This is a genomic window from Sphingosinicellaceae bacterium, assembly GCA_019285715.1.
Classification (GTDB): Bacteria; Pseudomonadota; Alphaproteobacteria; order Sphingomonadales; family Sphingomonadaceae; genus Glacieibacterium.
The window spans coordinates 145,253-157,291 of sequence record CP079108.1; the positions used below are offsets into that span (position 1 = coordinate 145,253).

Consider the following 12,039-nt stretch of genomic DNA (forward strand, 5'->3'; position numbering starts at 1 on the left):
CCGCGCGGCATGAACCGTTCATAATGGCGAGTGGGGTCAGCTTTGCGAACCGTCTCGAACTGGTCCTCAAGGCCCTGTCGATGTCGCGCGCCCGTCTCGCGGCCGATCTCGGCATCGACAAATCGCTCGCCGGTCGCTGGGTGTCGGGTGCGGTTCAGCCGTCGGCCTATAACATGGAGCGGCTGACCGCGCTGATCGCCGGGCGTTGCGCGGGCTTTACCATGCTCGACTGGGACCGCGACCTGTCGGCGCTGGCCGAACGGCTCGGCGTCGCCCCGACCGACGGCAACGGCTCCGGCCTGCCCCCGGAGGATCGCCGCCAGGCGCTGCTGCCGCCCTTGCCCTACGGCCTCGTCGAACTGGCGCGGCGCGAGACCCGGCGGCGCGGCGCCGCCTATGAGGGGCGCTGGCGGACCACCCGGCTGTCGAGCTCGGGGGCGCTGCGCTACATGGTCGAGCACGCGCTGATTCGCTGCGACGGCGATTCACTCGAGTTTCGACACTTTGGCGGTGGCTGGGCGGTACGCGGCTGGCTGCTGGTGCTGTCGGTCCAGCTTTACGGCGTGATCTGCGACGGTTCCGACGATTCGATCGGCTTCTACGTGCTCAATGGGGTCACCGCGGCGCGTGCCGATTGCTTCGACGGGATCTTCTCGACGGTCTGCGCCGACCGCGGACTGACCCCGAACGCGCAGGTCATCGTCTTCGAGCGCGTCGGCAACCTCGGCGCTGACGACGACGACTGGATCGCCGGCCATGTTTCACAGAGCGCTGTCGTCGATGCCGACGATATTCCCGCCAACATCCGGGCCGCGGTCGCGCCGGATATCGGCCCCGCCGCGGTCGCAGCCGGGGGCGATGCGATGCTGCGCGTACCGATTTCGCGTTCCCTGTGCGTCGGCGCCCTCGGCGGGATCGAGCGCGTCGGGGCGCTCGGCGGGATCGAGCGCTAGCCGGTCAGACCCGGATCGGCCTGACGCCGAGGCCGTGGTCGCCGCTGCAGTCGGGCTCCTCGGTGATGCGGACGCCGTGGCCGGTCAGCGGTACGAAGATGCGCAGCGCCGCATCGTCGGGGCACGGCCGATAGCTCCACACGAACTCCCAGCCGTCGGGCCACGTCAGCCGCCGCGCCTTGCCGAAATGCACGACGGGGTCACCACTCGATGCCACGAAGCGCACCGCCGTCGCCTTGGCGATGCTGTCGGCCTGCGCTTCGTTGATGACCCGCGGCGCGTACCACAGCCACGCCGCGACACCCAGGATCAGGCCGGCGGCAATCAGCTTGAGGGCGGCCCAGCGCGTCATGCCTTGCGCCAGGTCGCGAGGCGGAAAAGGTAGGTCGCGAGCGCGATGCCGATGACGCCGTACGACACCGGCCCGAGCCACTGCTCGATCTGCGGCAGCGCTGATTTCCCCAGCCTGTAGCCCGCCAGCGTCAGCGCGCTGGTCCATACCGTCGTGCCGAGCGTCGACCAGGCCAGGAACGCCGGCCAGCGCATGCCGACCATCCCGGCAGGGATCGAGACGATGCTGCGCACGCCCGGCACGCAGCGCCCGGCCCCGACCACCCACGGCCCGGCGCGCTCGAACCAGTGCCGTACCCGCTCGACGCTGGCGCGGTCGAGGGTGAGCCAGCGGCCGTGGCGGTCGATCCATGCCTCGAAGCGCTCGACGCCGAGCCGGCGGGCGAGCGCGAAGAACGCGATGTTGCCGCCCATCGAGCCGGCGACGCCACCGAAGATCGCCCCCGCGATCGGCATGTCGCCGCGCGCCGCCGCGACCCCGGCGAGAGGCATCACGACCTCGGACGGGATCGGCGGGAAGAAGGTCTCGATCAGGGTCAGCGCCGCGACGCCCGCGATGCCGCCATTCCCGATGACATCGGCGATCCAGCTCACAGGACCCAGCTCACAGGGGCGAGCTCACAGGGCCCAGCTCATCGCAGGTCGATAATCCGTATCACCGGGCCGCGTGCCGGGCCTCGATCGCGTCCCAGATCAGGCCGGGCGTGTCGGTGCCGTTGAAGCGGTCGATCGCGACGATGCCGGTCGGCGAGGTCACGTTGATCTCGGTCAGGTAGCCGGCGATGACGTCGATGCCGACGAAGACCAGCCCGCGGCGCTTGAGCTCGGGGCCGATGGCGAGGCAGATCTCGTGCTCGCGGGGGCTCAGGTCGGTCGCTTGTGCGCTGCCCCCGGCGGCGAGGTTGGAGCGGATCTCGCCGGCCTTGGGCAGGCGGTTGATTGCCCCGGTCGCAACGCCGTCGACCAGCACGATGCGCTTGTCGCCGGCACTGACGTCGGGGAGGAACTTCTGCACCATGAACGGCTCGTGCCAGACGTCGCTGAACAGCTCGACCAGCGCGGGCAGGTTGGCGTCGCTCTCGCCGATGTGGAACACCGCCGAGCCGGCGTTGCCGTATAGCGGCTTGACCACGACCGCGCCGTGGCGGGCGCGGAACTCGACGGCATCGTCGAGGCGGCGGGTGACCAGGGTCGGCGGCATCAGGTCGGGGAAGCCGAGCACGAACAGCTTTTCCGGCGCGTTGCGGACCTCCGCGGGGTCGTTGACGACAAGCGTCTCGGTGGCGGCACGCTCGAGCAGATGCGTCGCGGTGATGTACGCCATGTCGAACGGCGGGTCCTGCCGCATCAGCACGACGTCGGTGTCGTGGCCGATGTCGATGACCTGAGTCTCGCCGGTCCAGTCGAAGTGCCGGCTGCCGTCCCGCCTCACGGTCAGCGGTCGCGCCCGGGTCCGTACGCGCCCAGCCTCGTACGACAGGTCGGTGGCGAGGTAATGCCACAGCCGGTGCCCGCGCTCCTGCGCCTTGAGCATCAGCGCGAAGGTCGAGTCGCCGGCGGTGTTGACGGTCTCGATAGGGTCCATCTGGACCGCGACCCGCAGGGCCATGTGCAATGTCTCCGGGTTGGTGGCCGGGTCTAGCGGGTTGGCGGAGCGGGGGCCAATCTTTTGCTCCTCCCCGGCTTCGGGGAGCAGCAAGACCTCAGCTGTTCGACCGCGCCAGCGCCTGCAGCGCGTCAGCGATCCGTGTCCTCGTGCGCGGGTCACGGGTGGTGTCGAGCATTGCCACCAGGCTGGCGCGGGCCGACACCGAGTCGCCCGCGAGCTGCTCGAGCCGGGCGCGCTCCCACCACAGGCCGGTCAGGCGCGGTGCCAGCGCGGTCATCCGCTCGGCGAGGACAAGCGCGCGACCGGTCTCGCCGCGACGGCGGGCGCGAGTCGCCTGGTTGCTGAGCAGGCGGACCAACACCTCGCGGTTGCTGAGCGGGCGGAGATGCTCGCGCTCCGGCGTGACGTGGCCGCCGAGTGCGCGGTCGACGAGCTCGCCGATGCCGTCCGCATCGAGCGTCCGGCCATGGTCGAAGGGGTCGAGGACGATGCGGTCGCCGTCGCCGCCGAGCGCCATCACGACATGGCCGGGCAGGCCGAGCACCTGCGCCGTCCAGCCGACGCGCCGGGCGATCGCCGCGTACAGCAGCGACAGCGTCACCGGGAGGCCGCGGCGGCGCTCGAAGACCATCGCCAGGTCGGCGTTGGCGGGGTTGTCGTAATCCTCGGTATCGCCGCCCAGGCCCTCCTCGCCCGACAGCAAGGCGACCAGCAGCGCGGCCCGTTCGGCGCTGGCGGTGATGCCTGAGCTTTGGGCCAGCAGGCGCCCGGCCAACCCGGCGATGCGCGCCTTGAGCGGCGACAGGTCGCTGCCGGGGCGGTCGGCACCAGCGCAGGCGAGGGCCGCGTCGGCGAGGTCGATGTCGGCGTCGTCGAGCAGCCCGAGACGAGCCAGCGCCGGGTCCATCGCGGGGTCGATCCCGCCGGAATCCATCGACTTGCGTACCATCGACCTGCTCCTACCAGTCCCCTGACCATATCGAACGCAAGTGAACCGGCCATTTCCACGGCAGCACGATGATGGCGTCGATCCGGGTCGTCGTGCAACCATCTCCGTAACGCGCGGCGAGGATTTCGGCAGCACGGGCGACGCGTCGCAGGTCCGCACGCCGCAGCGCTTCCTGTCCGGCGACGAGCGTCGCGCGCGCCTTGACCTCGACGAAGACCAGCGTGTGTCCGCGCCGCACGACCAGATCGACCTCACCACCGGGGACTCGGGCGCGGCGCGCCAGGATCGCGTAGCCGTGGCAACGCAGCCACCACGCGGCGATGCCCTCGGCACGACGGCCCCGGCGCTCGGCGGCGTTGCGGCTCGCGGTGTCACGCATCCCGGAGTTCGAGAGCGCGGGCATAGACCGCCTTGCGCGGCAACTTGAGGTCGGCGGCGACCTGGCTCGCAGCGGCGCTCAGGCTGGCCCCCGCCATCGCGGCGCGGAGCGCGTCGTCGAGGGTGTCGGCGTCGGCCGCGGGAGCCTCGCCGGGCGGCCCTACGACGATCACGACCTCGCCGCGGGGCGGCGTGTCGGCGTAGCGCGCGGCGAGGCTGGTGAGCGAACCGTCGACCGTCTCCTCGAACTTCTTGCTGATCTCGCGCGCCACCGCCGCGGGGCGGTCGCCGAGGCCCTCGGCCAGCGCGGTCAGCGTCGCCGCGGTGCGCCCCGCCGATTCGTAGAACACCAGGCTGGCGCGGAGCGTCGCGAACTCGGCGATCGCGGCGGCCTTGGCGCCACTGCGGACGGGCAAGAAGCCCGCGAACAGGAACCGGTCGGTCGGCAGGCCCGCCAGCGTCAGCGCGGCGACCGCGGCGCACGGCCCGGGGATGGTGACGACGGTGATCCCGGCAGCGCGCGCGTCGCGAACCAGTTTGTAGCCCGGATCGGAGATCAGCGGCGTACCGGCATCGCTGACCAACGCCACCGCCTCGCCCACCATGCGCGCGATCAGGCGCGGGCGCACGGCGTCGGCATTGTGGTCATGGTACGGGGTCATCGGGGTCCGCGCGCCGATGTGCGCCAGCAGGCGCGAGGTCACCCGCGTATCCTCGGCGGCGATCAGCGCGACGCCGGCCAATACCTGCGCCGCACGCGGCGACAGGTCACCGAGATTGCCGATCGGCGTTGCGACGATGTAGAGACCCGGCGGTTGGGGAGTAATCGCTGGCGCGGCCTCGGTCGGGCCGGGGTGGAGTTTGGACATATGGCTATCCTGAAGCGCTTCGTGGGCGCGCGGCAACCGGTAAGACTCGCCGGGCTGTTGCTCGCGGCCGTGCTGGCTGCCTGCTCGTCGCCGTCGAACCGCGTCGTCAGCACGGCACCGCCGGCCGTCGTCGTGCCGGCCGAGACCAGTACGACCGCGGCCCCGCTGCCGTCCGCACCGCAGAACCGCGTCGCGCTGCTGGTGCCGCTGACCGGGGCTAATGCCGCGGTCGGCCAGTCGATCGCCAACGCCGCCAACATGGCGCTGCTCGAATCGGGCGAGCGCCGGATCAACCTGCGCGTCTACGACACGGCTGCCGGCGGCGCTGCCGCCGCGGCAGGCAGGGCGATCGGCGACGGCGCGCGGCTTTTCCTCGGGCCGCTGCTGGCCGGCGACGTCCGTGCCGTGCAGGGCATCGCAACCGCCAACACCGTGCCGCTGATCAGCTTTTCGAACGATGCCGCACTCGCCGGAGAGGGCACCTACGTGCTCGGCTTCCAGCCCGGCCAGTCGATCGCGCGCGCCGTCGCTTATGCCCGCAGCAAGGGTGTCGTGCGGTTTGCCGCGCTGATCCCGAGCGGCATCTACGGGCAGCGCGCCTCGACCGCGTTCCTGCGCGCCGTCGAGGCCAACGGCGGCAAGGTCGTGTCGGTGGTCAACTACACCCGCACCCCGCAGAAATTGCTCGCGGCCGCGCGCGCCGTCACCGACTACGACAAGCGCCTCGCCATTGCCGCCAAGACCCCGGCGCTGCGCCCCGACGGGTCGGTCGCGCCGGTCACCGCGCGGATGCCGCCGGTCGCCTTCCAGGCGCTGCTGATCGCCGATGCGGGGCCGGTCGCCGCCGCCTTCGGCCCGGCGCTGACCCAGTACGGCGCGAGCGGCGTGGTCATCCTCGGCACCGAGCTGTGGAACAACGAGCCCGCGCTGCGCAACGCCAAGGGCCTCGCGGGTGCGGTCTTCGCGAGCGTTCCCGACGACCGGTTCGCGCAATTGAGCGGCCGCTACCGCGCCAAGTTCGGCGCCGGCCCATCGCGACTGGCCAGCTTCGGCTACGACTCGGTGCTGCTGGTCAACAGCCTGGCGGACCGCTGGCCGCTCGGCGAGCCGTTCCCGCGCGCGCTGCTGGCCAACCCCGACGGCTTCGCCGGCATCGACGGGGTGTTCCGCTTCACCCCCTCGGGCGTCGCCGACCGCGCCCTCGAGGTGTCCCGCATCCAGGGCGGCGCGATCGTCACCGTCGCGCCCGCACCGCGCACGCTGAAGGGCGGCTGAAGGCCTTCATTACGCTAGCTTCGGAACGAACACGTAACAGTATTAACTCGTTAGGCTTACACGTTCAAACTGGCTCTGCTGGTTGCGTGATGAAGTTGAACGATATCCTACAGGTCAAGACACTCGAAAGGCCGTCGCCCGCACCTGCAGGGCGGCGGCAGACGTGAGCAGATTCCGCTCGCTCGCCGTCCGGATCTATGGTGTCGCCGCCCTCACCGCCGCCGCGGCGCTGCTGTTCGGCCTGGTTCTGCTGCAAAGCAGCTCCCGTTCCCAGGAAGCGTTCGGCTGGGTCAAGCACACCCAGGAGGTGATCGTCAGCCTCGATACCGTCGAGAGCCGGCTCAGTCGGGCGGAGTCGGCCCTGCGCGGCTACCTGATGACCCGGGACGAAAGCTATCTTGCCGGGTTCACGACCGACGTGGCGGAAGCGAACGCCTTGACGGCGAAACTGACCGAACTCGTCGTCGACAACCCGGTCCAGGAGGCGCGCGCGCTGCAGCTCGCGAGTGTCGCGGCCGAGAAGGGCCGGGTCATGGCCGCTGCGGCCCAGCGTATGCGCGCGAGCCCGCTCGGTACGCTCCCGGACGCCAGGGAGCGGATGCGCGGCCGCAACATGATGACGGGGATCACCCGGCAGGTCGGCGCGATGCGCGATCAGGAACGCGGGCTGCTTGCGGTCCGGACCGGCAACGCCGAAACCGAGGCGCATCAGGCAAGGGCGCTGCTGCTGTATGGGTCGCCCTTCCTGGCGCTGCTGATCGCCAGCATCGCGTGGCTGATCCGCACCAGTATCTCGCGGCCGCTCGCGAATCTGCTCGACGTGGTGACGCGCTTCGGTGCCGGCGAGCGTACTGCCCGCGCCGCGACGAGCGCGGGGAGTATCGAGTTCAGGGAGCTGGCGGCCGCCTACAACGACATGGCAGACCGCCTCGTGGTTGCCCTCGACAAGCAGGAGGTGCGTCAGCATTCGGCCCACGTGCTGCACGAAATGGCCCAGCGGCTGCAGGCGATTCAGGTCGACGGTGAGTTGGCGGAGGTGCTCGACTGCTTCATGCCCCAGCTGCTGCCCGACATCGCCGGCGTGCTCTACGTGCACAATCATTCGCGCAACATGCTGCTTCGCGTCGCGAGCTGGGGCGATCCGCAGGCCTCGCCTGAGATGTTTCCCCCGAACGACTGCTGGGGTCTGCGGCGCGGCCAGACCCATATCGTCGAGACACCGGGCGCGGACCTGGTCTGCGCCCACGCCACCGAGCCCGCGGTCGAACGACGCTGCGAGCCGATGCTCGCGGGCGGCGAAGTGCTCGGGCTGCTCTACATCGAGGGGCACATCGCCGGGGAGAACGACTTCCGCCTCGGCATGCTGATGGAGAATGTCGCGCTGGCGCTGGTCAACGACAACCTGCGTTCACGCCTGCGCGAGCAGTCGATCCGCGATCCGCTGACCAAGCTGTTCAACCGGCGCTACATGGAGGAAGCGCTCGCCCTGGAGACGGCCCGCGCCGAACGAAGCGGCGTGCCGCTGTCGATCGTCATGTGCGACATCGACCATTTCAAGCGCTTCAACGATGGCCATGGCCACGAGGCGGGCGATCTCCTGCTGGCTGCGGTCGCCGGCCTGATCCAGTCGCACTTCCGGCTCGGCGACATCGTCTGCCGTTACGGCGGCGAGGAGTTCACGGTGATCGCGCCGGGGGCCTCCGTCGCGCTTATCCACAGCCGCGCCGAAGCGCTCCGCATCGCCGTCCGCGAGCTGACGGTCGACCATCAGGGCCACCGGCTTGGGCCGGTGTCGATGTCGTTCGGCATCGACAGCTGGTCGGCTGATGGAGACCGGGTGCTGAGCGAGTTGCTGGTCGAGGCGGACCGCGCCTTGTTCAAGGCCAAGCGGCTCGGTCGGGACCGCGTCGAGTTCGCCTCCCCGATCGCCGCTGCCGGACTTGCCACGACCACGGCGCCCGTCCTGCAGTTCCAGAGCTTCGGCTAGTCACCGCTCCGCCCGCCGCTTTTCGAGTGCGGTGCAGCAGCGGGCGCACTATATCGGTCGGGATGTCCGAAGCCCTGTACAACACCGCGATCCTGCGCCTCGCCGCAAGCCCGGCCGCGCCGCGCCTCGACGCGCCGCACGCCAGCGTTGTCCGCGTCTCGCCGGTGTGCGGCAGCCGGGTGACCGTCGACGTCGATCTCGGCGACGATGGCCGCGTGCTGCGCTTCGGGCAGGAAGTCCGCGCCTGCGCGCTCGGGCAGGCGTCGGCGGCGTTGCTCGGGCAGCATGTCGTCGGGCGCTCGGCAGACGAGCTGAGCGCGGCGCGCGCCGGGCTCGCGGCGTTCCTCAAGGGCGACGCGGACAGCCCCGGCGACTGGCCCGGCCTCGGCATCTTCGCCCCAGCCCGGCCGCACAAGGCGCGCCATGCCTCGATCCTGCTCGGCTTCGACGCCGCCGCCGCCGCCGCCACGCAGGCGGCACAGGCCCGTGCAACCCAAAGCGAAGTCGCCGCGGCGTGAACGGGCACGTGCCCGGCGTCCTCGTCGAGGCGGTCGCCTACCTTGCCGCTGTCGTGCTGCTGGTGCCGCTGTTCACCCGCCTCGGGCTCGGCGCGGTGATCGGCTACCTCGCCGCCGGCATCCTGATCGGGCCGTCGGTGCTCGGGCTGGTCCGCGACCCCGAATCCGCCAGCCAGCTTGCCGAGTTCGGTATCGTGCTGCTGCTGTTCGTCATCGGCCTCGAATTGAAGCCGTCGCGCTTGTGGTCGCTCCGGCGCGATATCTTCGGGCTCGGCGCGGCGCAGGTGCTGGTCTGCGGCGCGGCGCTGACGGGCATGCTGCTGCTGCTGACCGGCCTGACCTGGCAGGCGGCGCTGGTCGTCGGCCTGCCGCTCGGGCTCAGTTCGACCGCGTTGGTCATGCAGCTGCTGGCCGAGAAGGACATCACCAACACGCCGTTCGGGACGCGCAGCTTCTCGATGCTGCTGTTCCAGGACCTCGCCATCGTGCCGCTGCTGACCGTCGTCGCGGCGCTGTCCAACGTACCCGACCCGAACGCCCATCCGGGCTGGCTGCAGGCGGTGCTGACCGTCGGCGCGCTGTCGGTGCTGGTGCTGGCGGGGCGCTATGCGATCAACCCGGTGTTCCGCCTGCTCGGCCAGTTGAAAGTCCGCGAGGCGTTCGCCGCCGCCGCGCTGCTGACCGTGCTCGGCAGTGCGCTGCTGATGCAGAGCCTCGGGCTGTCGATGGCGCTCGGCGCGTTCGTCGCCGGCGTGATGCTGGCCGAGTCGCCGTATCGCCACGCCCTCGAAGCCGATATCGAGCCGTTCCGCGGGCTCCTGCTCGGGCTTTTCTTCGTTTCGGTCGGCATGACCCTCGACCTCGGCGTCATCGGCGACAGGCTCGGCACGGTCCTGCTGCTGGTCGTCGCGCTGATGACGACCAAGACCATCGTCATCGGCCTGCTGGCGCGCGGCTTCGGCACCGGCTGGCTGCGCGCCTTCCAGATGGGCCTGCTCCTCGCGCAGGGCGGCGAGTTCGGCTTCGTGCTGTTCGCCTCTGCCGAACGGGGCCTGCTGATCGAGCATGAGGCGGCGCAACTGTTCGGCGCGGTCGTGACCTGCTCGATGGTGCTGACGCCGTTCCTGATCCGCCTCGCCAGCCGCTTCAACCCGGCCGAGGCGCCGCGCGACGACCTCGACGGGCCCGATAAGGTCGTTCACCGCGATGCCGCGGCGCGGGTCGTGCTGGTCGGTGGTGGCCGGGTCGGGCAGGGCGTCGCGCAGATGCTGCTGGCCCGCGGCGTCGAGGTCGTCGCCATCGACAACGACCCGGAGCTGATCGACGTCAGCAAGCTGTTCGGCAACCGGGTCTACTTCGGCGACGGCCGCCGCACCGACATCCTGCGCGCCGCCGGGGCGGACCAGGCAGACGCGCTGGTGCTGGCGCTCGACGGGGCCTGGGACCCGGAGGCGACGCTGGGGCCGATCCGCGCCGCCTTCCCGGGCCTGAAGATCGTCGCCCGCGCCTACGACCGCCTCCACCTGCTGGCGTTGCGCAAGGCCGAGGTCGATGTCGCCCTGCGCGAGCTGTTCGACGGTTCGATCGCGCTCGGCCGCGCGACGCTCGAGGTCCTCGGCACCGATCCCGAGACGATCGCCGCGATCGAGGAGGAGTTCCGCCGCCGCGATGCCGAGCGTCTCGACCTGCAATTGTCGACCGGCGACCAGCTGTCCGGGGCCGAGCGCCTGTTCCGCCCCGGCGTCACCTTCGTCCCCGACGCGCTCGGCGAAATCCCGTTCAGCGGCCCGCTCGACGAGCCCGAGCCGGCGCTGGCCTGAGGGCTTCGCGTTCCCGGCGCGGCGATGCTAGGACTTTGCGAAACCTTGGGAGACGGACATGGACTCGCGCGAAATCCGGCTGAAAAGCCGCCCCGTCGGCATGCCGACCGTCGATCATTTCGAGGTCGCGACCGTCACCGTCGGTGACCCCGCGGCGGGCGAAGTCCAGGTCCGCAACACCTGGATGTCGGTCGACCCCTATATGCGCGGCCGCATGTACGACCGCCCCTCGTACATCCCGCCGTTCCAGATCGGCGAGGCGCTGCAGGGCCACGCCGTCGGCGAGGTGGTCGCGTCGAACGACCCCGGCTTCGCGCCCGGCGACATCGTCGGCTCGATGTGGGGCTGGCGCGAGGGCTTCAACTGCAGCGGCAAGATGCTCCAGAAAATGCCGCGCATCGACGGCATTCCCGACCAGGCGTTCATCGGCGTCCTCGGCATGCCCGGCCTGACCGCATACGCGGGCCTGCTCGAGGTCGGCCAGCCCAAGGAAGGCGAGATCGTGTTCGTCAGCGGTGCGGCCGGTGCGGTCGGCTCGATCGTCGCCCAGATCGCCAAGATCAAGGGCTGCACGGTCGTCGCCAGCGCCGGTTCGGACGAGAAGTGCGACTGGCTGCGTTCGGTCGGCGTCGACCAGGCGATCAACTACAAGGGCGGCAATCTGCTCGAAGCGGTCCAGGCGGCGGCGCCGCAGGGTATCGACGTCTATTTCGACAACGTCGGCGGCGAGCATCTGGAGGTCGCCATCGAGGTCGCCAACGGCTTCGCGCGCTTTGCCGAGTGCGGGATGATTTCGGCCTATAATGCCACCGGGCCGGTGCCGGGGCCGCGCAACATGGTGCTGATCGTCGGCAAGCGCCTGAAGATCCAGGGCTTCATCGTCAGCGCCTACGACCACCTCCGCCCGCAGTTCCTCGCCGACATGAGCGGCTGGATCGCGTCGGGCCGGATCAAGTGGGAGGAGACCGTCGAGGACGGCATCGAGCGCGCGCCGCACGCTTTCGCGGGGCTGTTCACCGGCGGCAACACGGGCAAGATGCTGGTCAGGCTGTAGGGGTTCGCCCCGCTCGATGATTGTGATCCCCGCGCAGGCGGGGACCCATGAACACTCAGCTACGGGTTCATGCGGAAAACCGTCGAGAATCACGGTGGAAGACTGTGTCCATGGGTCCCCGCCTGCGCGGGGATGACAGCAAACGTGTCGACACAAAAAGACGGCCCGGACGAAGAACGTCCGGGCCGAATGAGTGGGGATACGTGCTCCGGCGGCTGCCGTAGCGACGCTCCCTTCGGGTCGCAGGCGGTGGATAGGCCGTTAGACCCGTATCGA

The 12,039-nt window shown here is 70.4% G+C and carries 12 protein-coding genes; 6 read left to right on the forward strand and 6 right to left on the reverse strand.

Going from position 1 to position 12,039, the window contains the following annotated elements:
* Positions 1 to 23: 23 nt before the first annotated feature.
* Positions 24 to 953 (forward strand): helix-turn-helix domain-containing protein, encoded by a 930-nt coding sequence (locus KX816_00775; protein ID QXQ06652.1) that lies wholly within the window; start codon positions 24 to 26, stop codon positions 951 to 953.
* Positions 954 to 957: 4 nt separating this feature from the next.
* On the opposite strand, the gene KX816_00780 is transcribed toward KX816_00775, so the two are convergent.
* From KX816_00780 to rsmI, 6 genes are all read right to left on the reverse strand, one after another.
* A complete protein-coding gene (locus tag KX816_00780) occupies positions 958 to 1,305 on the reverse strand; it encodes a hypothetical protein (protein ID QXQ06653.1) in 348 nt (115 codons plus the stop codon).
* Entirely contained in the window at positions 1,302 to 1,796 is a 495-nt protein-coding gene (locus tag KX816_00785; GenBank protein ID QXQ08323.1) for a DedA family protein, read from the reverse strand. Before KX816_00785 ends, KX816_00780 begins: the two co-directional genes overlap by 4 nt.
* A 163-nt stretch (positions 1,797 to 1,959) precedes the next feature.
* The gene (gene gshB / locus KX816_00790) at positions 1,960 to 2,913 is read right to left on the reverse strand and encodes a glutathione synthase (protein QXQ06654.1); all 954 of its coding nucleotides are present in this window, start codon (positions 2,911 to 2,913) and stop codon (positions 1,960 to 1,962) included.
* Positions 2,914 to 3,007: 94 nt separating this feature from the next.
* Complete coding sequence (locus tag KX816_00795) at positions 3,008 to 3,862, reverse strand: transglutaminase-like domain-containing protein (GenBank protein ID QXQ06655.1); 855 nt, start codon at positions 3,860 to 3,862, stop codon at positions 3,008 to 3,010.
* 10 nt (positions 3,863 to 3,872) lie between these two features.
* Positions 3,873 to 4,241 (reverse strand): YraN family protein, encoded by a 369-nt coding sequence (locus KX816_00800; GenBank protein QXQ06656.1) that lies wholly within the window; start codon positions 4,239 to 4,241, stop codon positions 3,873 to 3,875.
* Complete coding sequence (gene rsmI / locus KX816_00805; protein QXQ06657.1) at positions 4,234 to 5,109, reverse strand: 16S rRNA (cytidine(1402)-2'-O)-methyltransferase; 876 nt, start codon at positions 5,107 to 5,109, stop codon at positions 4,234 to 4,236. The genes KX816_00800 and rsmI overlap by 8 nt, the downstream gene beginning before the upstream one ends.
* On the opposite strand from rsmI, the gene KX816_00810 reads away from it, so the two are divergent.
* The 5 genes from KX816_00810 to KX816_00830 all read left to right on the forward strand — a co-directional run bounded on the left by KX816_00810 (position 5,110) and on the right by KX816_00830 (position 11,763).
* The gene (locus tag KX816_00810; protein ID QXQ06658.1) at positions 5,110 to 6,384 is read left to right on the forward strand and encodes a penicillin-binding protein activator; all 1,275 of its coding nucleotides are present in this window, start codon (positions 5,110 to 5,112) and stop codon (positions 6,382 to 6,384) included.
* Between the two features lie 163 nt (positions 6,385 to 6,547).
* Positions 6,548 to 8,371 (forward strand): diguanylate cyclase, encoded by a 1,824-nt coding sequence (locus KX816_00815; protein QXQ06659.1) that lies wholly within the window; start codon positions 6,548 to 6,550, stop codon positions 8,369 to 8,371.
* A 62-nt stretch (positions 8,372 to 8,433) separates the two neighbouring features.
* Entirely contained in the window at positions 8,434 to 8,889 is a 456-nt protein-coding gene (locus KX816_00820; protein QXQ06660.1) for an iron-sulfur cluster assembly scaffold protein, read from the forward strand.
* Positions 8,886 to 10,709 carry a monovalent cation:proton antiporter-2 (CPA2) family protein gene (locus KX816_00825; protein ID QXQ06661.1) on the forward strand — a complete coding sequence of 608 codons (1,824 nt, stop codon included), beginning with the start codon at positions 8,886 to 8,888 and terminating at the stop codon, positions 10,707 to 10,709. The genes KX816_00820 and KX816_00825 overlap by 4 nt, the downstream gene beginning before the upstream one ends.
* A 58-nt stretch (positions 10,710 to 10,767) precedes the next feature.
* Positions 10,768 to 11,763 carry an NADP-dependent oxidoreductase gene (locus KX816_00830; GenBank protein QXQ06662.1) on the forward strand — a complete coding sequence of 332 codons (996 nt, stop codon included), beginning with the start codon at positions 10,768 to 10,770 and terminating at the stop codon, positions 11,761 to 11,763.
* Positions 11,764 to 12,039: the final 276 nt, after the last annotated feature.